Source organism: Pseudobacteriovorax antillogorgiicola (genome assembly GCF_900177345.1).
GTDB classification, from domain to species: Bacteria; Bdellovibrionota_B; Oligoflexia; order Oligoflexales; family Oligoflexaceae; genus Pseudobacteriovorax; species Pseudobacteriovorax antillogorgiicola.
In genome coordinates this window covers 29,161-51,450 of record NZ_FWZT01000010.1, presented here as the reverse complement: position 1 = coordinate 51,450, position 22,290 = coordinate 29,161, and the positions used below count along the sequence as shown (strand labels likewise).

General features: G+C 47.1%; 17 protein-coding genes. 12 read left to right on the top strand and 5 right to left on the bottom strand.

Annotated features, from left to right (window positions below; all coding sequences use genetic code 11):
- Position 1 precedes the first annotated feature (1 nt).
- The gene (locus tag B9N89_RS14270; RefSeq protein WP_159455369.1) at positions 2–2,686 is read right to left on the bottom strand and encodes a TonB-dependent receptor domain-containing protein; all 2,685 of its coding nucleotides are present in this window, start codon (positions 2,684–2,686) and stop codon (positions 2–4) included.
- Between the two features lie 358 nt (positions 2,687–3,044).
- On the opposite strand from B9N89_RS14270, the gene B9N89_RS14265 reads away from it, so the two are divergent.
- Complete coding sequence (locus tag B9N89_RS14265) at positions 3,045–3,572, top strand: zinc metalloprotease (RefSeq protein WP_132320716.1); 528 nt, start codon at positions 3,045–3,047, stop codon at positions 3,570–3,572.
- 63 nt (positions 3,573–3,635) lie between these two features.
- Here B9N89_RS14265 and B9N89_RS14260 read toward each other — a convergent pair whose 3' ends face one another.
- Entirely contained in the window at positions 3,636–4,550 is a 915-nt protein-coding gene (locus B9N89_RS14260) for an ImmA/IrrE family metallo-endopeptidase (RefSeq protein ID WP_132320714.1), read from the bottom strand.
- A 339-nt stretch (positions 4,551–4,889) separates the two neighbouring features.
- Here B9N89_RS14260 and B9N89_RS14255 point away from each other — a divergent pair, with 339 nt between their 5' ends.
- The 9 genes from B9N89_RS14255 (at position 4,890) to folE2 (ending at position 15,339) form a co-directional block, all read left to right on the top strand.
- Complete coding sequence (locus tag B9N89_RS14255) at positions 4,890–5,663, top strand: motility protein A (protein WP_132320712.1); 774 nt, start codon at positions 4,890–4,892, stop codon at positions 5,661–5,663.
- 3 nt (positions 5,664–5,666) lie between these two features.
- Complete coding sequence (locus B9N89_RS14250) at positions 5,667–6,332, top strand: OmpA/MotB family protein (protein ID WP_132320710.1); 666 nt, start codon at positions 5,667–5,669, stop codon at positions 6,330–6,332.
- Between the two features lie 226 nt (positions 6,333–6,558).
- Positions 6,559–6,897 (top strand): ATP-dependent Clp protease adapter ClpS, encoded by a 339-nt coding sequence (gene clpS, locus B9N89_RS14245; RefSeq protein WP_132320708.1) that lies wholly within the window; start codon positions 6,559–6,561, stop codon positions 6,895–6,897.
- 9 nt (positions 6,898–6,906) lie between these two features.
- Entirely contained in the window at positions 6,907–9,192 is a 2,286-nt protein-coding gene (gene clpA / locus B9N89_RS14240; RefSeq protein ID WP_132320706.1) for an ATP-dependent Clp protease ATP-binding subunit ClpA, read from the top strand.
- Positions 9,193–9,349: 157 nt separating this feature from the next.
- Complete coding sequence (gene trpS / locus B9N89_RS14235) at positions 9,350–10,348, top strand: tryptophan--tRNA ligase (protein WP_132320704.1); 999 nt, start codon at positions 9,350–9,352, stop codon at positions 10,346–10,348.
- A gap of 10 nt (positions 10,349–10,358) precedes the next feature.
- Positions 10,359–12,455 carry a DUF455 family protein gene (locus B9N89_RS14230; protein WP_132320702.1) on the top strand — a complete coding sequence of 699 codons (2,097 nt, stop codon included), beginning with the start codon at positions 10,359–10,361 and terminating at the stop codon, positions 12,453–12,455.
- Entirely contained in the window at positions 12,455–13,948 is a 1,494-nt protein-coding gene (locus B9N89_RS14225) for a M17 family metallopeptidase (protein ID WP_132320700.1), read from the top strand. The genes B9N89_RS14230 and B9N89_RS14225 overlap by 1 nt, the downstream gene beginning before the upstream one ends.
- A gap of 78 nt (positions 13,949–14,026) precedes the next feature.
- On the top strand, positions 14,027–14,386 hold the full coding sequence (locus tag B9N89_RS14220) for a MerC domain-containing protein (RefSeq protein WP_132320698.1): 360 nt from the start codon (positions 14,027–14,029) through the stop codon (positions 14,384–14,386).
- A 20-nt stretch (positions 14,387–14,406) separates the two neighbouring features.
- A complete protein-coding gene (gene folE2, locus B9N89_RS14215; RefSeq protein ID WP_132320696.1) occupies positions 14,407–15,339 on the top strand; it encodes a GTP cyclohydrolase FolE2 in 933 nt (310 codons plus the stop codon).
- A 37-nt stretch (positions 15,340–15,376) separates the two neighbouring features.
- Here folE2 and B9N89_RS14210 read toward each other — a convergent pair whose 3' ends face one another.
- Positions 15,377–15,679: a hypothetical protein gene (locus B9N89_RS14210; protein WP_132320694.1), complete on the bottom strand. Its 303-nt coding sequence runs from the start codon at positions 15,677–15,679 to the stop codon at positions 15,377–15,379.
- A gap of 326 nt (positions 15,680–16,005) precedes the next feature.
- Complete coding sequence (locus tag B9N89_RS32280; protein WP_279433275.1) at positions 16,006–18,039, bottom strand: type IV pilus twitching motility protein PilT; 2,034 nt, start codon at positions 18,037–18,039, stop codon at positions 16,006–16,008.
- Positions 18,040–18,158: 119 nt separating this feature from the next.
- On the opposite strand from B9N89_RS32280, the gene B9N89_RS14200 reads away from it, so the two are divergent.
- Together B9N89_RS14200 and B9N89_RS31715 are read left to right on the top strand one after the other, a co-directional pair.
- Positions 18,159–19,400: a pyridoxal phosphate-dependent aminotransferase gene (locus tag B9N89_RS14200; RefSeq protein WP_132320692.1), complete on the top strand. Its 1,242-nt coding sequence runs from the start codon at positions 18,159–18,161 to the stop codon at positions 19,398–19,400.
- Between the two features lie 361 nt (positions 19,401–19,761).
- On the top strand, positions 19,762–20,889 hold the full coding sequence (locus tag B9N89_RS31715; RefSeq protein WP_200820721.1) for a hypothetical protein: 1,128 nt from the start codon (positions 19,762–19,764) through the stop codon (positions 20,887–20,889).
- A 25-nt stretch (positions 20,890–20,914) separates the two neighbouring features.
- Here the strand turns inward: B9N89_RS31715 and B9N89_RS14190 are convergent, their stop codons facing one another.
- The gene (locus B9N89_RS14190) at positions 20,915–22,219 is read right to left on the bottom strand and encodes a hypothetical protein (RefSeq protein WP_132320690.1); all 1,305 of its coding nucleotides are present in this window, start codon (positions 22,217–22,219) and stop codon (positions 20,915–20,917) included.
- Positions 22,220–22,290 lie beyond the last annotated feature (71 nt).

The following is a 22,290-nucleotide window of genomic DNA, read 5'->3' as shown; positions in this document are numbered from 1 at the left end:
CTTAGAATCTTTGTGTTAAGCTAGCATAAAACGTACGGCCATAAATGGAGCTGCCGTATAGGAAAGACCTAGAGCTTTCAGCGCCACTTGTATTCTGAGCCCTATGCTTTCCGCCAATTTCGTTTAGAACGTTGTTAATTCCAAATGTTACGTCACCGTTGTAGTTATGCTTCCACGAAATCGAAGTATCGTATTGGGTAAACTGATCATATTGGTCGTTGTACTCACCATCCTGAGCACCTTCAACAACTTCTGGATCTGGCTTTATCTTTGAAACAGTTTTCGCGAGGAGGCTCCAAGCTAGTTGGTCGTATTCAAGTGTTAAAGTATTGTTCCACTTCCATAGAGGGAAGCTATAGCTCGCATTGTCGCCAAAATATCGCCCTTTTAGATCTACTTTGGTTCCATTGGCCTTAGTTTCGTTGACAACCATGTTCTGGGTGTATTCCGTGTTTAATGAAAGGCCTAAGTCACCGAATCGATCGAAATAGCCACCTTTAAGTTGCATAAGTTCAAGATTTCTCTCACCGAGGTTTTCTGTTGAAAGAACGGCTCTTGCGACCTTACGCTCTGTACCTTCACCTTCGAAAAGTACGCTGTTCGGGCCTGTATCTTTATTGTCATTGGCATCATCAATGACATCTTGTAAAGCCCTTGTGTTGAAAAGATTTTTGATGTTGTAGGAAATATAGTCCGCTCTTGCAAAAAACTTACTACTAGGCTCCAAGATCAAGCCTATGTTGTAACTTTTCCCTTCTTCTGGTTTTAAGTCTTTATTGCCGGCATTGCTGTAGTAAACTTGGTACTCTTGTCCAGATGTACAGTTATCGGGGTTAGCTTCACAGTAATTTGTGTCTTTGATATACGTGTAGCCTCCTCCGCCTTCCTGGTGAATGTCTGATAATTCTGGGGCTCGGTAGCTTGTTCCATAAGACGCTACAACATTTAGAAATGAGGTAGCTTGTATCTTGGTGCCGAAGCCATACGTGAATGCAGAATCGAAGTCAGAGAAGCTATCGAAGCGCAATGAAGCATCAAGCTCAATTCCTTGATAAACAGGTGCAATCGCTTCGGCGAAAATTGAACCAGCTTGGCGTTGGCCTTCACCACTGACTGAGGCAGATCCAGTATAGACAGGCTGCTTATATGAGGTAAAATTCTCAACATCGAGTGCGTCAGGAGTTTGCTTGTATTTCTCCATTCTTCGATTAAATCCAGCAGCAACTGCTAAAGGACCGCCGGGCAATTCAAAAGGCGTCTCGCCAGAAATCGTTGCGTGAAAGTTTGCAGTGGTTAGAGACTCTTTAGTTACCAAGTCACTAACTGTATTGTTTAGCAAAGCTGAGTTTCTGTTCGGATCAATTGGAGTATATTCTGGGTTGAAATCGGATGGGTGAAAAAGGTTCTCGTATTCGTTCTTATTAATGACGTTATTGAAGTTACGTCGGTTTGTTGACTTGTAGCTGGATATGCCTGTCTCTAGGGTCCAGAAATCACCGATGTCGGTTTCAATACTCGCGTTTCCACCATATGTCTTGTCGATGTTTTCATTAGTTCTTAGTGGGGCAGCCGGATCTACAACATAAACCTCAGCGCCATTTCCATCCAAGCCATCAATATATTCACTTGCAGCTGTGTTTCTAAGAATTTGGCGTCGACCTGTCTGGTAGTTATATCCTGAAAAATAGTTTCCGTAGTTACTGTCTGTATTCTTATAATCGTAAATCAAAAAACTGCGGAAAAGAGTAGTTGGAGTAATCTCCCATGCGATATTATTAGTTGCAGACCATCCCCACTGCTCTGGGAATAACTCCGAGTCATCGCGCTCTTTCAATGCACCTTGGCAAAATGTGCCTAGACTAGGTCTAACAGCGAGGGGCTTCGCATTGCCTTCGGGGCAGTTGGCGCTGGCTTGCCATAACTCTCCCTCAATCGGGTTTCCACTCTCATCAACTTTTCGATATGAATACGTTCCTTCTGGATGGAAGTATCGGCTGTAGGCATAGTCACCATTGCCATACGAGAGATCGCGATCGCGGCTAAGTACTTTGGATTGTTTGTTGTAGTTCAAGGTTGTGAACATGTTCACATTACCAAAACTGGTTCCGTTTGTTAGGGATAACGTAGATTCATCTCCGCCTTTTTCTTCAGGCTTTGATTGGTATAGCTTTACAGAGCTGCCTTCAACATCCTTCCTCGTGATGATATTTACAACCCCTGCCACAGCATCCGAGCCGTAAATGGAGGATTTAGCTCCAGCGATGATTTCGACCCTTTCAATGATCGAAACAGGTATGTTTTCTAGGTTTGTACCCCCGGTATATTGAACTTTAGGGAGGCGGTTGCCATCAAGCAATACAAGCGTTCTACCTGGTCCTAGGCCATAAAGGTTGGCTGTCTGAGACCCTGAGCGGATATAGCCGCTAGATCCTGAAAAGCTTCCTGATGTAGAGAATGTTCGGCCTCTTAGTAGGTCGCCTACACTGGTAATACCCTCTTTTTCAAGATCGTCTCTACTAATTGTTATTTTAGGGTTGGAGGATTCCACGGAAGTTCTTTTGATGCGGGAGCCTGTGACTTTGACTCTTTCAACTTTCTCACCGTCTTGGGCTAATGCACTGGGAACTGGGATTGCCAGTGCCGTAAGCAAAACCGAAAGGCTGTATAATTTGCTACTGTTTGTCATGTATACGCTCCTCTTGTCTATACAGGTCATAATGTAGGTATTACCACTCATTGGCCGCCCAATCAAATTAAAAAACTGCATTGTGTTTTTATAGTTATCTTAAGAAGTAATAAATTGACTGAGATTTTCCATAGAAATTTTTAAGATCAGAGACTTACTGCTTGAGACTAATCATTAGTAGTTATTATGGAGTATGTAAAATGGACGCTGTTAGGGCAGCTGCAATATCAGCAGTGCAAACTGACCATGATTGGTAGATCTATATTGTGATTTTTTCCATGAGGTACTTCCCGATGAAGTTTTACAGCAGGCTTTCAGGTACTGGCGTTTTGTTCAATCCTAGTTTCATGTGGTCAAGATGTCCAGGAGCAGAGTAAGCTCAAGTATCAAGTCCTTCATAACTTACCCAGATGGGCTCATCGATACTTCAGATACTATCGATGTATGTTGGTTGGGAGGAGATCAAGCAGCTAGGGCTCGGGTTAAAGGACAAATCGATCGTGCTTTGACTGAATGGTTGAAACATATTGGACATGAAGATCCGATATACACACAAAAAAGCTGTACAAGATCGATCAAGGATTTTTCAGTAGAGTTGCGTCCAGGTTCAGGGCGAGCCTTTGTCAGAAATTTCGATTCAGTTGTTCTTTATAGTAACTCCACATACAGAACAGTTCTCCATGAGATCGGTCATGTACTTGGATTGGCGGACACATATATCGAGGATGTTTGGACATGTAAGGAGGGACAACCAGATTCGATTATGTGCAATCAATCTACACTAACCCAAGACGATATTGATGGTATTAAGAAGCTAAATGCAGATGAGAAACGAATGAACCCCTCACCAAATGGTTGTCAAGTAGGAGTTATTTGTGACAAGTAGCCTTCACTCCAATACATGCACTTAGGCCTAAATGCACTACCCCCGTTGCCGCGGGGATCTTTCCTAAATCCGCCGCCCACCCTGCAAAATATCCTTCAAGCGACTATTCATAAACGTCTTAGATACCCAAAAAATCTCAGACAGCTGGCTAACAATATCCTTCTGAATATCGATATTATTCATCTCTTGCTTAATCAGGTAGGCTGGCGTCAACAGCTTTGCAGCAAAAAGGTTGTACTGAACTTCGGAAATTTCCCTACCATGATCTCCAAAATCATTGGTAACGGTAATGCCTTCTTTGTCGAAGAAGAACTGACCCATGGCCTTTGCGATGCTAAAGCGGATGAATGGTCGCATCTTTACATCCATGGGGTATTCAATCACGGTTTGATCCCCGAGGTTGGTGAGGCGAATCTTAGCTAGTTCTGTTTCTTCTTCAGTGGCTTCAAAGGGTTTCATCGTGAGACTTGGAAAGTGGGAGACGATCTCAGGAAGGTAAAGGGGGGCTTCCTTAAATTGGATGGTCTCGTGAATCCTTGTTATGACCTGATCTATGCGATCTTCATCGATGGTAAACTGGTTTTTGAATTCCTGCTCTTTTTCGCGGGTCCAGGTGTTAGCGTGCTTGCGATAAAATTCTTTTTTTGCGGTATCGAATAACTTGGGGTCTATTTCAAAGTGTCCATAGCCGCTGTACTCTTGAAATGCTTCCCAATCCGCCATCTCACCTGAGGCAACATCAACCACTAGTTTTTCATCGACACCAAGGTGCTTGGCTATCGACTTCATGGCTTGGATAGAGCGGATATTCTTCTTCCCCTTCTTCCAGTGGCTGCAGTCAGCAGGGTCAAACCCAAGAATCTGACCCACGTCCTGGTCTATAACCCGTATTCCACCAAATTTTTGGTCTAGCACTTTGCGACAAAACTGAAAAAGACTAGCCGAATGGGGATACTTGATAGATGTTTCTCTTTTCATGAGCGAGACACGCCTCCCTATACAGGTGCAAACACCAGATAGTAACAATTCGTAACCCCACTATGCCAAAATCTGGTGGCGTCACGTGCTAACTGCTATTTACTCAATCTTCCCTTTTCCTCCTTTTAACACCATATTATGGGTCGGTCAATCTAGGTGTTGAAATATTTCCAACTGCTGTTTTCACATCTGTGGATTTCTAGTTGGTGAATCTCTATTCGCAACTTAAGGCCGACTTCGCTGGCACGGTAATGTCTCGACGGTAAAAATCTGCCTACTGTATTCCGCTTGGCTGGGTTTTAAAATGATAGGTGGCACACTAAACTTTGTGAGGTTGCTATGTCCCCGCTATTGGCGATCGCAGGCATCAGCTTGAGTCTTTACTTTGTTTTCACCAACCCATCATCTGGCTTCCAAGGGTATTTTGATAAGCCTTCTATGATTCTTTTGGGAATCATGCCACCCAGTATTATGCTTCTTTCTCACTCCTTAAAAGACTTCTATGTAGGTTTTGTAACCCTATTTAAGGCTCTATTTACGACCAGTCGCAAAGAGACTGAAGTCATCAATGTTCTGACACGATCGTCTCAAATGGTGCGATCTGAAGGAATCGGGTCTCTGGTGAAAGTTCGCAATCAGGTCGGTTATGATCTACTACGTGACGGACTTTCTCTGATTGTCAACGACTTCACACAGGAAGAAATTCGACATAATTTACAGAATAAAATTAATTCCAAGCAGATGCGTATGAGCCTCGCATCGAATCTTTTTGAGAATATGTCAAAGGTCAGCCCCGGTGTCGGCATGATTGGTACCATCCTGGGCCTGATCGCGATGATGATTAATCTTAAAGACCCTAGTCAGATCGGTGGTGGCATGGCACTGGCAATGATCACCACCCTCTATGGTTTGCTGCTCGGTACAGTGGTTTATGCTCCTTGCTCCGAAAAGATCTCACTGGAGGCTGAAAAGAGCTTGGAGATCGACCTGATGGTGCTCGAAGGTGTGACGAGCCTTAAAGCTAAGAAATCTAGCGTTCACATGAAAGACATTATGAGTACCTACTCCAACCGCAACCAGCCACAAGGCCAAAAGAAAGCTAGGAGTCGCTGATCCTTGGGAGAATTAGAAGGCATTAAAAAAGCGAAAACTAAGAAAAGCGAAGCTCTTTGGATGATGACCTTTGCTGATCTTAGCTTTATCCTTATGTGCTTTTTTGCCTTACTTATTTCCTTCTCTAAACCCAACAAACAAAAGTTCGATAATGTTGTAAATGGGATGGTGCAGACCCCGAAGTACCAAACCAAAAAAGAGGATGGATTAAAAGAGCTGGCACAGAAAATTAAGAAAGAGATTAAAAAGCGAAAGCTAGAAAAGTCCGCTCAGGTAAAGCTTGATGCAGATGGATTGGCCATCGAGCTTAAAGATCGTTTAGTTTTCCGTCCGGGATCAGCAAAGCCATCTCGTAGCCTCCAGCGGGAGGCGTCTAAGGTCATGAAAATTATCTCGAAGTCGCCCGAAAAGTATAAGATCACCATTGAAGGTCACACAGATGACACACCGTTGATAGGCCATCGAAAATACGCTTCAAACTGGGATTTGAGTGCCGCGCGAGGGATCTCTTTGCTCAATCATTTCGCGGGTAAAGGTGTGCAAAGGTCACGAATGCGGGTGGTTGCCTATGCTGATACCAAGCCCAAGGTGGCAATCAGCGGCCGAAAGGGCGAGGCGCTGCGCCGGGCCAGGGCTAGCAACCGCCGGGTTGTGATCCGCATCGATTAGAGACAGTAGAAAAGCAAACTTAAAGTGATTTTAGTAGCATAAGTCCCGTACACCAACCCATCCATTCCCTAATATCATTATTGACCCACCTTGACAGGCTCGAAATCGGATTTATGCTCAAACTTGTGGGTAAGTGTCGACGGAACTGCTGTTTCGACGATATAGTAAAGAGCGAGCGTTTGTTAAGCAATGAGAGTTTCAGCTGTAATTAAGAGGTTGGTGGAATATGACGGACAAACAGATCGTCCCAAGATCCCATGACGAAACTGAAAATGATACAGGAGTCGTGGTCAAAGAAGTCGTTAGAGCAAAGAAACCACCCCTGTATAGTGTGATTTTATTAAATGACGACTACACTCCGATGGAGTTTGTTGTCAGCATCTTGGAAAGACACTTTAACAAGGATCATGCAGCGGCAACAGACATTATGCTGAAGGTCCATAACGAAGGGCGAGCAATTTGTGGTATTTACACATACGAGATCGCCGAAACCAAGGTCACTTTAGTGACCGAAGAAGCAAGACAAAGCGGACATCCATTGCAGTGTGTCCTGGAAAGGGCCTAGGAGGTACAAGTGCTTAGCCAAGACCTTGAAGTCAGTTTGAATTTGGCCGTTAGTGAGGCGACGAGGCGTGGACACCAATTTATTACGGTAGAACACATCCTATACGCTTTATTACACAATGCTACAGCCAGGGAAGCGATTGAAGCCTGTGGTGGTAGCATTGAGCGGGTTCGTGACGATTTAGAAAAATTTTTCGAAGAGCATATTGATGGTAATGCTCTTAAACAAGGCCAGCTGCCACAGCCCACGATTGGTTTTCAACGGGTGATCCAAAGAGCAGCGCAGCATGTTCAATCTAGCGGCAAGGAAAAGATTCAGGGATCCAACGTTCTGGTTGCGATCTTTTCTGAAAAAGACTCTTTTGCCGTATTCTACCTGGAGAAGGAAAAGATCACCCGCTTGGACGTGATCCAGTACATCTCTCACGGCATCACGAAAGAGGGCGGTGAGGAGTCTACGTATCTCCCAGGGAGTAGCGAAGGGGAAGACGATCCATCAGCAGACGGCGAAGCTCCCGGTCGCGGTTCAGCCCTGGAGAAGTATGCGGTAGATCTATGCGAGAAGGCTCGTGAAGGTAAGATCGATCCTTTGATTGGTCGTGACGAAGAGCTTGAGCGAATCATGCAGATCCTTTGCAGGCGCCGGAAGAATAACCCACTTTGCGTGGGTGATGCTGGTGTTGGTAAAACGGCACTAGCAGAGGGCCTTGCGGTTCGTATCGTCAACGACGAAGTACCGGATGCACTCAAGGGTACACAAGTTTTCGCTCTCGACATGGGGTCCCTTGTTGCCGGGTCTAAGTTTAGGGGTGACTTCGAACAACGTTTAAAAAATGTTGTTCGTGAACTACAGAAATATGACAAGCATTTGCTCTTCATCGATGAGATCCACACGATCATTGGTGCTGGTGCTGTTGGGGGAGGAGCACTGGATGCCTCTAACATTCTAAAGCCAGCCTTAGCATCCGGTGAATTGAGGTGCATGGGTTCGACGACGTTTAAGGAGTTCCGAAGTCATTTTGAGGGCGATCACGCTCTTACAAGGCGTTTTCAAAAACTCGATATCAACGAACCGACGCGAATGGATGCTATCAAGATTTTGCAAGGGCTGAAGAGTCGCTACGAAGACTTCCACCATGTGAAGTACTCCTCTGGTGCGATCAAGGCCGCTGTTGATCTCTCGGCTCGCTATATTACCGATCGCAAGTTGCCGGATAAGGCCATCGATGTGATTGACGAGGTCGCTGCTTCTGTGGCCCTTAAGAAAACTGATGCCAACCGCGACAAGCGCAAAACCATCTCTGTGGACATGGTTCAAAATATTGTTTCGAAAATGGCAAGAATTCCTGTCCAGAAGGTCACTCAGTCTGACCGTGACTCTCTGAAAAACTTAGGCGACAAACTTAAGTCGAAAGTCTTTGGCCAAGATGATGCGATTGACTCATTGGCAACGGCCATCAAGATGTCTCGCTCTGGGTTAGGCGAAGAGAATCAGCCTATCGGTAGCTTTCTCTTTAGCGGCCCAACAGGGGTTGGTAAGACAGAGGTGGCCAAGCAGCTAGCCAATGTGATGGGGATTGAGTTGATTCGTTTTGACATGAGTGAGTACATGGAACGGCATTCCGTGTCTCGCTTGATCGGTGCACCTCCGGGCTACGTTGGTTTCGATCAGGGTGGCCTATTGACCGAGGCTGTAAACAAAACGCCTCATGCGGTCTTGCTCTTGGATGAGATTGAAAAGGCTCACCCCGAGATGCAGAATATTTTGCTGCAAGTGATGGATCATGGCACTTTGACTGATAATAACGGTCGTAAATCCGACTTCCGCAACGTAATCATCATCATGACTACCAATGCGGGGGCCAAGGAGCTGACATCCCAGTCCATTGGATTCGATCAGGGAACCAAGGCAAAGCTGGATGGTAAGCAGGTGTCTAAAGCGGTGAAAGACAGCTTTTCACCAGAATTCCGCAATCGTTTGAACGGCATTATCACCTTCGGGCCGCTACCGTTCGAAGTTGTCAAGATGGTCGCTCGCAAGTTTATCGGCGAGATCAACTTGAAGCTAGCCGAAAAGAAAGTGAGCCTGGAGTTTGATGAAGAGGCCGTGGAATGGATCGCAAGGAATGGCTATGAAGAGGCTTACGGTGCCAGACCAATCAAGCGTCTGGTGCAGGAGGAAGTGAAGAAACCTCTGGCTGATGAGTTGCTATTCGGCAGCCTTGAAAAAGGTGGCCTTGTGAAAGTCACCATTGAAGACAAGAAGCTAAGATTCAACTTTCCGAAAAAGTCATAAGACTCGCTGCCTCCTATCCGGGAGGCAGCTCTATGCCCTTCAAACAACCACTCTTGGTACATTGACTGCCGTTCAACAGTAGAGAAATCTGATCAATCGAGGTAAAACACCCTATTGCCGTAGGGCTATAGCGTCTATGTGACTTAAGGATGTGACTATGACTAAAAAAAACATACTTTCTGGAATCCAACCCACTGCTAATCTGACACTTGGAAATTATCTCGGGGCCATCAAGAACTGGGTCAAGTTGCAGAATGAGTACACCTGCTTTTTTATGGTTGTTGACCAACATGCTATCACTGTTCGTCAGGAACCAGAAAAACTCCGTGAAAACACATGGTTTGCTATTGCCACCTACATCGCTTCTGGTATCGATCCCGAAAAAAGTTTTCTGTTTGCGCAATCCCACGTTGGCCAACACACTCAGCTGGCCTGGGTTTTGAATTGCTATGGCTATATGGGTGAGCTCAACCGGATGACTCAGTTTAAGGACAAGTCCACCCGGGCGGGAGCAAACATTCCAGTCGGCCTCTACACGTATCCGTTGCTTATGGCAGCAGATATTCTGCTTTATGACACTCATTTGGTGCCCGTGGGGCAAGACCAAAAGCAGCACGTGGAATTAACCCGTGATCTTGGGCAAAGAATGAATGGACTCTATGGGGATGATACCTTTGTGGTGCCGGAAGTCTACATTCCCAAAGCGGGGGCAAAGATTATGGATTTACAAAACCCGACATCTAAAATGTCGAAGAGTGCCGAATCTGAGGCGGGGACCATCTTCTTGGCAGACTCCGCCAAGCAGGTTGAGAAAAAGTTAAAACGGGCCATGACTGATTCAGGCTCGGAAATTACCTATGATCGGGACGGGAAGCCGGGAATCTGCAACTTGCTTGATATCCAGTCAGCGATAACTGGCAAGAGTACCGAGGAGCTGGTGCAGTCCTACGAAGGTAAAATGTATGGCCACCTTAAAGTCGATACGGCTGAAATCGTCAATGCTGAGCTTGACCCGATCAGGGCACGCACCCAAGAGCTTCTTTCGGATCGCACTGAACTAGAGCGCATTCTTCGCAATGGTGCTGAAAAGGCTCGCGAGCGAGCTGAGCAGACAATCAAACGAGTTTACGAGCGGGTTGGCTTCGTAATGCCGTAGAAAGCAGGTTATGGAGATTCGAGAGTTCGCCGAGGCTATTCTTTTTGGAACAAGTCTCAAAGATAAACTACTTCGCCCAGAAGTTTTAACTGATGATCAGCCTTGGAACTCCATCGATCGCCCGCAATTCCCAGGCCGACCCCTGATACTGATGCCGGGTTTGAAAACCCGGCGCCCGTTTCCTAAAGATCACCAGCTTGACCAGGGCGAAAACCGAGCGGCCATCCTTCACTTTTTCGCCAATCATGAGCTGCTTGCCATGGAACTCATGGCCTTAGCCTTATTAAAATTTCCAGACGCTCCCAAGGCCTTTCGGCGGGGCATTGCCGAGACCATTTTCGAAGAGCAAGACCATATGATCCTTTACCAGAAGCGAATGGAGTCTTTGGGTATGGAGCTCGGCGAGATTGCTGTGAACGACTTCTTTTGGAACTCGCTCAAAGACATGGCTTCGCCCATGGATTATGTTACAGGCATGAGTATGACTTTTGAGCAAGCTAATTTGGATTATAGTCGCCACTATATTAGGCTCATGAATAGAATTGGCGATCATGAGACCTCTACCTTGCTTGACAAGGTTTATCAGGACGAGATTGGACATGTGAAATATGGAGTCACGTGGTTTGATCGTTGGCGATCCCATGAACGGAGCCAGTGGTCGTCTCACCGTCTTGCTATGTTTGGCAGGCAACCCCTAACGATCGCGCGGGCCAAAGGCATCGGCTTCGATCGTGATGGTAGGCTACGGGCAGGTTTTAGCGGAGAGTATGTAGACGCAATGGAAGTTTTTGAAAACCCTAAAGGGCGATGTCCTAAGCTTTATTGGTACAACGCAGACTGTGAGCTGGAAAATGCCCATGGTAAACCAGGGTATTCGCCGAGTGCTGGGGTGAAGCGTTTGATGGCAGACTTTGAGCTTTTGCCAATGTTCGTAGCAAGCAACGGCGACGCTTTGCTTTGTCAGAATCCACCGAGCTTGTCTTATCAGCGCTACCTAAAAGATCGGATTGGCAAGCTCGTAGAGTTTATTCCTTGGCAGGGAAGTAAGGCAGAGCTAAGGGACCTTTGCGCTTATCGAAGTTTCTCGGCTTTGCAGCCTTGGGGTTGGACTCCCCGAGCTAAGGAATTGGAAGCTGCTATCGAAGCGAAGTCGTTTCGCTTTCAAAAAGGCCCTGAGTTTAACATGTCTATTAAGAGCTTATTTGAAAAGACTCACTGCCCTGATCTGCGCCACGGCTTACGCCAGAATCCAGACTGGGATTCTCTTATGGGTCCTCAGGTATGCGATGGAAAGATTGCCTTTGATAGCCAAAGTGTCTGGAATATGATTCAAGGGCTTCACGACTCAGGGCTTCATGGGGTAGTTAAGTCGCCTTTCGGCTTTTCCGGGGCTGGTCAGTGTCGCATATTTCTTAGAGAGTCTGGCAGTGACTCCCAAAGAGGTTGGATTGCCAAGCAGCTCAGTTTGCATGGCAAAGTCATTGTCGAGCCATGGCTTGATCGAGTGCTAGATGGGTCGTTAATTTGGAACCATAGTGATTCTGATGTTCAGGCCACGTTTTTCCTCACTGATGATAAGGGGCGGTACCGAGGCCATAAGCTCGGCCCCTTAGCGCAGAAGATCGCGCCTAGTCTTCGTCCCTATGTTTTGGGGCACGATCACACCGGGCAAGCCCGTCTTGATCAGATCTTAAAAGCTGGGAAAAAGCTCCAGACTTATGTTCGAGAGAAAGGTTACAAGGGACCAGCAGGAGTCGATTTTTTTGTGTTTCGTTGGCCTCATGATGGGCAACTGTATTGTAAAATACTCGGTGAAATCAATGGCCGGATGACCATGGCTCATGTTGCAACTGCCCTAGAAAAAAATCTCCGTTTGCAACGCCCTCACCTTTGGCTCACGATAACCCTATCAGAGGTCAAGCAAGCGGGCTATGACTCGGTGAAGACACTGGCAAATGAGATTAAGGAACAAGTTGCCAGTGAACAAGATATTTTGTTTACGAATGACCCTGAAACAGCTCTTGGTGCAGTTTCATTTTTACTTGGGGATCAGAACGTGCTTAGACTATTGGACAAAAAATTCAACCTGCATCTGAGGGGTGATTGATGGCGAGTTTAAATTGGGAATCGGTGGGAGAGGGTTTTCCAGATTCTCATCAAAATGATGAATTACTACTGGTAATCACACGTGAGCAAAGCGAGCAGGAAAACTGGATCATTTCCCTAGAGCAAGAAGCGATCCCCAGCCTTTCCAGAGAGATCGAATACCTTAAGACCTTTGTTGGCTTTTCCAAAAGTCAGCACAAACCCTTTGTCGTTGTTCGTTGGACAGCCTTCGACACGCCAAGCTTAGAAAAGCGATGGTTGCTTGGGCAGTTGGTAAAAAAGTTAAAAACTCAATTTGAGTCGATTCAGAAACTAGCAATCTACTTAGCAGGGGATGAGATTGAACCGTGGCAGCTAGCGATGGCCGAGGATACCTTTTTCTCCTACTGTGATCATAGTTATAACGAACTTAAGCTCTCGTCCGTGCGCGCCATGGTGAAAAATCTTGGTGACTTAAGGCAGTGCGATGCCTTTGCTCAGCCACGGCTTCAATACCAGAAAGGCTATCGTCAATGGATCAACGAAGAGCCGGATGTGATGACATCTTTGGAAATCGGTCGACGTTTGCAATCCTTTGCAAAAAGTCATCAGTGTGACTTCCAAGAGTTCGATCGGGAGCGCCTCAAAGAACTTGGAATGAATCTACTGCTCGCGGTGGGGCAAGCCAGTGAGCTTTCTCCTTCACGACTTTATATGGTTGGCTCGAATATCAAGCCAGGCGACCGGCCGTTGATGCTTGTTGGTAAGGGGATAACGTTTGATACCGGAGGCATCAACGTGAAGCCTTATGAAGGCTTTGTCAATGCTATGAAAAACGACATGGGTGGGGCCGCACTCATGAGCAACTTGTTTATGGCTCTGGTGAAAGCTGGCTACGATAAGCCATTAGCATTGGTGATTCCCGCCTGTGAGAATCTGGTGGCGGAACGCTCTATGAAGCCGGGGGCGATTTATAAAAGTTATAAAGGGCACAGCGTTGTTGTAGACCACACCGATGCAGAAGGTCGTTTGATCCTAGCTGATGCCTTGGCGTATGGCGAGGAGCAGCTCAAACCTTGTCTGACCTTGACTGCAGCGACCCTCACAACAGCTGCACTGCGGCAGTTTAGTGGCTACTTTACGCCGGTTCACTTTGCCAATCATCAGTTCGAGTTGAGTCTTCGCGAGCAGGCTCACAGATTTGGCGAAAACTTCACCTTTTGGGATTCTTTTTTGCCGTTCAAGTGGGCAAATAAAGGCAAGGTCTCCGATCTCACCAATATGGGGCGTCTACCCGCCAGCGCCAATATCGGTGGTGGTTCCAACATTGCCGGACACTTTTTGAAAGAGTTCGTGGATGGGCCCATGATCCATTTTGATATTTTTGCCTCTACTTGGAACTGGAGCAGCGATTATCCTGGATCAACGTTTGGTGCTACGGGAGCATCATTCAACAGTATTTTTGAAGCCATAATGGCTGATAGCGGAGATCTTTGGGGTTATCGCAAGCCTTAGATAGAAGCGCTACCAAGATATAGTTGCAAATATTTGCATTTGCTAATAGTCTCCTACGGTGTGCCATAGGAGACTATTATGAAAGATATGATGGGCATGGGCTTATCGCTAGCCTGCCTGCTCCACTGCCTAGGAGCCCCCTTCCTACTTCCGTTGATTCCATCCCTTGGGCCTTGGTTTGATCAAGAGTCCGTGCATGTTGCATTGCTAGTGATTGTGAGTCTTTATTCGGTTCGATTTCTGATGCCTTACGGCTCTGTCATGATTAAGCTTATGTCCCTTCTTGGTTTGGCTTTGTTGGGTCTTGCGTATCAATTCCACGGAGCTTGGTATGAAACCCTCCTCAATTGTCTGGGTAGCCTTGCCCTGCTTGGGGCTCATTATTCCAATATGATGGCAGCTAAAAACTCTGAAAAAGATTACGGCCGGTGGGCCTAGAATGAAAAGGTAAATAAACCATGCTAGATAGTGAGAAAGCTCTGGCCACAGACAAATTGTCAGATGTGGCAGCCGATTCTTCCAGCCCCTGGTCCATAGGGATTGATCAATCGGGAATGACCAAAATTGCGGTTCCGATCAACCTCGATCTCAATGAATTGGGTCATCAAACCCAATTCGCTGAAGCTGCTGTTAGCGTGAATATGATTAATCCCCAGTCCAAAGGCATCCACATGTCTCGCCTCTACCTGCGTCTCACCCAGAGAATGGAGAGTGAGCCTTTCAGCATGAATCTGGTGGAACAACTCTTGGAGGATTTCCTAGCATCACACCAAGACATAAGCGACAGTGCTTACCTAAGACTGGCTTTTAAGCTTCCGATAAAGCGCCCAGCGCTTATCTCGACTCATAGTGGCTGGCGTCTATATCCCGTTGTGATCGAATCTAAAAAAGACGGTCAAGGTTTTCATCATCAAGTGAGTCTAGAGCTGCAATATTCGAGCACCTGCCCATGCTCTGCGAGCCTCTCTAGGCAATTGATTCAAGATAAATTTCGCCAAGACTTTGGGGGCGAGAATACAGTATCGGCGGGTGAAATGCTTGCTTGGTTGGGTAAAGAAAGCTCCATCTGTGGAGTCCCCCATAGCCAACGCTCAACGGCTAAGGTATCGTTCTCACTCGATAATATCTATGGGCTTGATTTAGTTCATCTGGTCCGTCACTTGGAAGATAAGTTACAAACACCTGTACAGACAGCGGTTAAGAGAGAAGATGAGCAAGAGTTTGCAAGGCTAAATGCTGCAAATCTGATGTTTGTAGAGGACGCGGTTCGTAACATCTATAAGGCGATGCAATCGGTATCTTATGCAAGGAGGGTTACCGTGGAAACGATCCATCATGAAAGCCTCCATGCTCATGATGCTCGGGCGATGATCCAGAAGTCTGTGCACTAAATCGAAGGGGCTTGTAGATGCCCCCCGATCATATTGCTTAGTACTCTGGGTCAACGTCGCTGTCTGTAGGATCGTTGTAGTCATCGCTGTCTCCCGGGTCGACTGGGTCTACGGAATCATCGCTGTCGTCAGAGCCTTGGTTGGGGTCAGGTGTATCCATCATATCAGTTCCGCCTAGGCTATCGCTATCAATTGAGTCCATTTCGATGGCTTCTGCCTCTAGTGCATCTGCCTCTCCTACGGCTTCTTTGGGATAATCTGAGTTGGCTGTTTTGCAGCTAAATCCACTCATGAGTAATCCAAGTGTAAGTAGGGACGCATTGATTGCTTGTTGCTTCATGATCTACCTTTCGTTCTTGGGACAAAGGGAGTCACGTGACTCCCAAGTTGTCGCTAGTTTGCTTTCTTTTTCTTCTTTGCTTTGGGCTTGCTGGCCTTCTTCTTTGCAGTTGCAGGCTTCGCTTCGATTACTTCGTTTTTCTTTTTTGATGCTGCTTTAGACATTGTTCTATCTCCTTAAGAAATGTCCAAACTCCTGACCTAGGGAAAAGCATAATGTGTGCCATTAGATTTGGGCGGGTCGAGGCGCTTTTGGGGCTTTGAACAGGGCTAGCAATGTAGAAAATTGCTACAGCGGGGAATCGTATTGCTACATCCTACCTAATTTTACGATGCTTTTTCGAGGCTCACACCCTTACTTTGGGCAAGATTGGCAAATGCATCCTTGTCCACTGCTTTCATCCACGCGTCCTGAGCACTCACCTTGCCTTCCAAGACAAGTTTGAGTAGGGCTTCGTTGAGGAGTATGTTCCCCTTCGACTTTTGGGTCTGCATATGATTCTGCATCATATGAGTATTACCTTCGCGTATAAGTGAGCTGACAGCTCGATCGACAATCAATATCTCCTGGGCCGCACAGCGACCACCCCCGATTTTCTTGACGAGGGTTTGGGCAACCACACCCTTTAGGGATTCAGCGAGCATCACACGGATCTGTTCCTGTTGGTCTGCGGGGAACTGATCAACCAGTCGATCCACTGTCGATATCGCTGTATTAGTATGAAGGGTACCAAAGACTAGGTGGCCCGTCTCGGCGGTTTCGATGGCAATGGCAACGGTTTCTAAATCCCTCATCTCGCCAATGAGAATAATATCGGGATCTTCCCGTAGGGCAGCACGAAGGGCTCTTGAAAAGCTTTCCGTATGTTTGTGAACCTCTCGTTGGTTAACCAGGCACTGCTTCTGCTTATGGACAAACTCTACGGGATCTTCGATGGTTAGGATGTGCTCTTTTCGGGTCTCGTTAATGAGATCAATCATGGCTGCCAGGGTCGTCGATTTACCACTTCCAGTGGGTCCGGTTACCACAACCAGACCTTTGGATAGGTAGCATAGCTTTCGAATCGACTCAGGAAGACCCAATTGATCGGCGGTGAGAACGGTATCTGGTATTTGGCGAAGAACCGCTCCAACACCTTGTAAGTCTCTAAAGATATTAACCCTAAAGCGAGCTAATCCTGGCACGGCATAAGCAAAATCCGTGTCGCTAATGGCTGCAAACTCCCGGCGATTTTTAGGAGGCATGATCGGCAGGAGAAGGCTTTCCATAGTCGCAGTATCGATCGGATCTTGATTGATTCTCAGAATCTCGCCGTCCACCCGGAAGCATATGGGTTCATTCTGAGTCAGGTGCATGTCGCTGGCATTTTGTGAAACCATGACTCTTAAGATTTCATCGATTGGGTTTCGTTGGTTCGGGTCGATCATTTCGTCAGGTAACGTTGCACCGAAGTGGATGGTGGCACTAGACTCTTCGGTGTTTGGCTCATGGGCAGAGGGCATCGACGATAGCCTTGCTGACTCAGGGCTCGGTTCCGGCTGGTAAGTTTGGGCAACCGTGGGAAGAGGTGATTCCTCTGGAGGAACCATAGTGGTTTGGCCTAAGCCTGCCATGGGTGGCGGCTGCTCGCTGAATACGGTTTTCCGCGGTGATGCTGATGTGTTGGTGTGGGTATGGTCAGGCAGATCGGAGACCGCGTCTTGGCTAAAACCTAGGGAAGCTAGGTCGCTTTGAGCGGTGTTTTGGTCCTCCGATTCGTCATCTGGGGCTGAGGATAAGGCCACCCCTTGGAAGGGGTTATCCCGATGCTGAGTGGTAGCGGATGATTCGAAGGACTCTTCAGGGCTTGGGTCCGAAGCCATTTCATGACTCAAGCTAGGGATAGAATGTTCGGCAGAGATTTCATTTTGAGAGTCTTCACCAGTGCTAGGCTCTTCATCGTGGATGGATGAGATGGAAAACATACCGCTAACATCCACGCCTTCGGATAGCGAGGGAGGCTCAGGGGTCTCTTGTGGTTCTTCGGTGAGCTGATTCCAGGTTTGTACGTAGAGCTGATTGCCTTGGGGGGGAATAAACACATACAGGACCGGCTGCTCTCCTGTGCAACCAATCAGCTTGAGCTCACCGAAGTTGACAATCGAGAGCTCCCCCTTAGTGGGCTCCCCCGGTTGACTTGATGAGTCTGGAATCAATGACCGTACAATTTCGTCAACCACGGAGTCTTCCAAAACCCCAAGCTCGGGTAGGGGCTTCTCGTTGGCGAATTGAATGAGGACAGGGGGCTGATTGGCATCAAAGCGAATCCCCTCAACTTCCTCCGTAATGGCAACTTTTAGGGCTTTTTTGAAATTTTCCATAAAGTCCGTCTTGTGGGCATTGCATAAAACATTTAGTGTCGAAGTCTTTTCGGTATTTCATTCCAACACCTTAGGGAATGATAGAATTGAGGTAGGGAATCAAGAGAGGGTGAATTTGTATGAGTCAGATTGCAAAAAGTTTTCGATCGGTGCCGAAAACTGGTGTCATCTACGTGATGTCACGGGCCGAAGAACTGGGCTTTTCTTACCAAGATCCAGATTGGGTCAATCTCGGCCAGGGGGCCCCCGAGACAGGTGATATCGGTGCGGCGATTCCTCGTTTGGAATCGATCATGGTCAATATTGAGAATAGCGAATATAGTCCTGTGGCGGGCAATCGCGAGCTTCGTACCCAAGTGGCTAAGCTTTATAACGAGCGGTATCGCAAAGGCTGCTCATCCCAGTATACCTATCGCAACGTGGCAATTTCTGCTGGTGGCCGTGCTGGTCTCACCCGCATTGCGGCAGCCCTTGGGAACGTGAATTTGGGTCATTTTTTGCCGGACTACACCGCCTACGAGGAGCTATTTGAAGCCTTTAAAGCGTTTGTTCCGATTCCCATTGTGGTTCACGCCAAAGATGGATTCAAGCTGGCGCCAGAGCTACTAGAAATGGAGGTGGTTGCCCGTGGGCTAGGGGCGATTCTACTATCGAATCCCTGCAATCCAACGGGCGAAGTGATTCTGGGGGATGACCTTAGAGACTTTGTTGATATTGCTAGACGAACATCCAGTTTCCAAATCTACGATGAGTTCTACTCCCACTATATATACGACAGCCAGCATCCCTACGTAAGCGCTGCTCGCTATGTGGATGATGTTAATCGGGACCCTGTGGTCATTGTCGATGGACTTACCAAGAATTGGCGTTACCCAGGGCTAAGGCTCTCATGGACCATTGGACCTGAAGACCTGATTGATCGCGTGAGTTCTGCAGGCTCCTTTCTCGATGGGGGGGCGGCTCATCCGATTCAGCAGGCAGCCATTTCACTTCTTGATCCAGAGGTTGCGAATGGTCAGGCGGCAGCCATTCAAAAACATTTCTCTGAAAAGCGTCGCTTCATGATGAGTGAGCTTAAAGATATGGGCTTTGTGATGCCTAGCTCCTGCAACGGTAGTTTCTATTGTTTTGCTTCCCTGGAGAATCTTAAAGGGTTTACTGACGGTATGGACCTCTTTGAGCAGTTGCTGAAGGAGAAGGTGATCTGTGTTCCAGGGGAGTTTTTTGATGTGAACCCTGGGCGGCGACGGCGTCATATTCCCTCGCGTCTTAAAGGCTATGTGCGGTTTAGTTATGGTCCTGAGATGGCGGCATTAGAGAAGGGTTTGGGGCGTCTGAAGGATCTATTAAGTCAACGCTAGCCGTCCCTCAAGCCCATGGTGTTTAAGGTATAGATTGCCATTGTTTTGTAATCGAGCCCTGCCTTGTTTGCTGGTATAGTGTCGCCTCACGTACTGAAGAAGCATTTACAAAGGAGTTAACGTGATGACGAGAACTTATAGTAGGCGAGGCTTTTTTAAGGCGACATCCTATATGGCAGCAGTGCCTTTTGCCGGGCTAGTGGCTGGTAATGTTGTCATGGCGGTCACTGGAGAGGGTTGAGGCTTGGTTCGCAAACTGATCAAAATAAAAGAAGTTCACTGAATCAATTTCAAAAGCATCAATCGTAGCAAGCTCTATGACATTGGTAGTCTGGTGATAACTCGACTGAAAGGGTAAAAAATGAGACTCACTGCCATGGGCCTGATACTCCTTCTTCTCTGCTCTGTAGCACATGGAGAGCTAGTTCCAAAGATTCGCTTGGAAATCGACTTTGGAACCCTGGAAACAGATGTTCAAACTTTCTGGTACCCTTGGCAGGGATCTAGCCGCACTCTTAAAAAAGACTCTAGGGTTTTTGAAGATGCCTTTAACTATAATCCACTCAATGTCACGCTAAGCAGCTCATGCGGCCTCAACTATGTGGCACGTAATGGCAACTTGGATGTTTTCTACCATTCACTTACCCAGGATATCCTTTGTGCTTGCACGAAGCTTGGTATCGAGCTAGACGGCCTCCCTCCGGGCGACTACGACGTAGGCTTTGCTTTCTTTGATGAGCGAGGACAATTAGACCATAGACTCAATATCTATCAGCTCACAGGCAGCCAACGAAAGAAGGTACAAGAAGTTAATACCGCGATTACAGTCCCAATTGGTCCTCTGAAGCTTGAAAAGATTCCCTTCAAAATTGAAAGTGAAGGCGAGCTGTATCGCCTAGAGATTATTTCGCAGGGTCCACCAATCATCGTCAATGGCATGGTCGTGACACTCTACGAGGAAGTGGGGGCAAGCAACCCTGATGATCCCGGTCCCGATCCCGATCCCGATCCCGATCCCGATCCCGATCCCGATCCCGATCCCGATCCCGATCCCGATCCCGATCCCGATCCAGAACCTGGTCCTGAAAAAAAGCCGATCGAGATACCTACCAGTGAACTGGCAAAAGCCTTTATGATAGATGGACAGCGGCAGGAATACCTTTGTCTTGGAGACTATATTGGATTTCTCTTTTTGGGAGCGTATCGACCTTCGTCTGGAGAGTGTGTTTTTTCCGATGGTGTGGGTAACTTAAAAACAACAGGTTCCAATGTGAGTCTTCTACAGGATAACAATAATTTTAAATTTACCTTTGATCGAAGTAAGGCCATTGATATTGAACGCACAATTTCTCGCACCTTATGTTTCATTGATATCGACAGCCAGCGCTACGCTGGCATCCTTAGTATCCGCGATGGTTCTTGTTTAGCTGTGGATGGCTCGACAAACCGAACAGTGAGGGGAGATAACCCTTACTATCTATCGTTTTGATTTCTAGGTCAGGGCTGGAGTCGGCTTAAAATGGAGCCTGCTTTTTTGCCTCTAGGAGCCGCAGCTCTGGGGTATTTAAGCTCCACCACTGGCTTTTCCCATCGAACATATCCAGGCTCAATCCCCTAGAAAAGTTGATACTGGCTGGAATGCACTGCTGTGTGCTAACTATAAAGCAACCATTCTTCCGCCGTTGTTGAAGACCTTTCGTAAAAGGTACGTAAGCCCAAACATCTCCTTCAAAGGCCTTTGCAGCAGAGCTAGCGGCCCAATGACTGTATACCCCAGGTCCTGGGTGGCCCGTCTCGACCTTGGTATCTGTAAAGCTACCAGAAAACTCTAGTCTCTTATTTGATGTTTGGTTGATAAACGCAAGCTTGAAACTGTGGAGTTGGTCTTGGCGATCCGTTTTTCTAAGCGTAATTTTGTAGCAGCTTTGAGGCTGAAGGTGAAGGGTATCCCGTAGTACCTTAGGAATGGATTGACTTGAAATAGACCAGACATCGCATTCTCTAAAAGGAAGAATATGTTCTTTGATACCTAGGCTTGATGATAAGATCCGTTCTTCGTTCATACGAAGATCAAAGGGCCAAGCTTCTGACTCAATTCTGCCAAAGTAAGGGCCATCAAAGTAATCTGATCGCAATCGGGCATCGATGTGATTCCCCATAACGAATACGGAGTCATGCTTTAGGCCAAATACATGACCTAGTTCGTGAAGGAGTAGATGATGAACTTTCTCAGCTTGAGTGCTAAAGCTATCGATCCAGATATAGCCGGGATTCCAGCGTGTCTCATGATTGTAGCTTCGGCGTATGGCCAGCCCTAGCCCATCTTCAGATTGGAGATACCGGTAGCTATCGATTAGCTGGTTGGAGACTCCAAAGAGAAACACTAAATCTGTGGTTTCTTGGCAAGCTTCTTGTTCGAATTTAAGTGTCATAGCTGGTGCATTGAGGCTGATGAGTCGATCGATCTGCGCCTGACCCAAATGGTAGCGATTCAAAAACCCTAGCCACTGATCGATGGATTTGCGTACCATAACTCTTAGCCTTAGTCTTGAGATGGGGTATTGGGGAGCCCGTTCGATGCAGTAGCGAACAGTCCGATCACTGCCCAAAAACCAAATGTTATCTTGAGCTAAGGACCCGCCGCCGTTACCCGACCAACCGCCCCCTTCCTGCTCAGCCAAGCGGTTTAAATCGTATCTATGGATTTGCCTCCGGTCAATCTTGGCATCGATAGCGTCACCAAGAGTTAGGGAGTTTGCGATTGTCGCGGTTTCAAAAGTTAAGATTAATAAAGTAGTGAGAATGCTCAATAACCTCATGTCTGCCTCCTTCGGTTCAGTCTTGACTTTAGGCTGACCGTGGGCCATTGAATACTAAAAAATAAATATAT

Coding starts and splice junctions, on each gene's coding strand:
- B9N89_RS14270 (WP_159455369.1), bottom strand. CDS start 2,686: ATGACAAACAGTAGCAAATTATACAGCCTTTCGGTTTTGCTTACGGCA.
- B9N89_RS14265 (WP_132320716.1), top strand. CDS start 3,045: ATGTCCAGGAGCAGAGTAAGCTCAAGTATCAAGTCCTTCATAACTTAC.
- B9N89_RS14260 (WP_132320714.1), bottom strand. CDS start 4,550: ATGAAAAGAGAAACATCTATCAAGTATCCCCATTCGGCTAGTCTTTTT.
- B9N89_RS14255 (WP_132320712.1), top strand. CDS start 4,890: ATGTCCCCGCTATTGGCGATCGCAGGCATCAGCTTGAGTCTTTACTTT.
- clpS (WP_132320708.1), top strand. CDS start 6,559: ATGACGGACAAACAGATCGTCCCAAGATCCCATGACGAAACTGAAAAT.
- trpS (WP_132320704.1), top strand. CDS start 9,350: ATGACTAAAAAAAACATACTTTCTGGAATCCAACCCACTGCTAATCTG.
- B9N89_RS14230 (WP_132320702.1), top strand. CDS start 10,359: ATGGAGATTCGAGAGTTCGCCGAGGCTATTCTTTTTGGAACAAGTCTC.
- B9N89_RS14225 (WP_132320700.1), top strand. CDS start 12,455: ATGGCGAGTTTAAATTGGGAATCGGTGGGAGAGGGTTTTCCAGATTCT.
- B9N89_RS14220 (WP_132320698.1), top strand. CDS start 14,027: ATGAAAGATATGATGGGCATGGGCTTATCGCTAGCCTGCCTGCTCCAC.
- folE2 (WP_132320696.1), top strand. CDS start 14,407: ATGCTAGATAGTGAGAAAGCTCTGGCCACAGACAAATTGTCAGATGTG.
- B9N89_RS14210 (WP_132320694.1), bottom strand. CDS start 15,679: ATGAAGCAACAAGCAATCAATGCGTCCCTACTTACACTTGGATTACTC.
- B9N89_RS32280 (WP_279433275.1), bottom strand. CDS start 18,039: ATGGAAAATTTCAAAAAAGCCCTAAAAGTTGCCATTACGGAGGAAGTT.
- B9N89_RS14200 (WP_132320692.1), top strand. CDS start 18,159: ATGAGTCAGATTGCAAAAAGTTTTCGATCGGTGCCGAAAACTGGTGTC.
- B9N89_RS31715 (WP_200820721.1), top strand. CDS start 19,762: ATGAGACTCACTGCCATGGGCCTGATACTCCTTCTTCTCTGCTCTGTA.
- B9N89_RS14190 (WP_132320690.1), bottom strand. CDS start 22,219: ATGAGGTTATTGAGCATTCTCACTACTTTATTAATCTTAACTTTTGAA.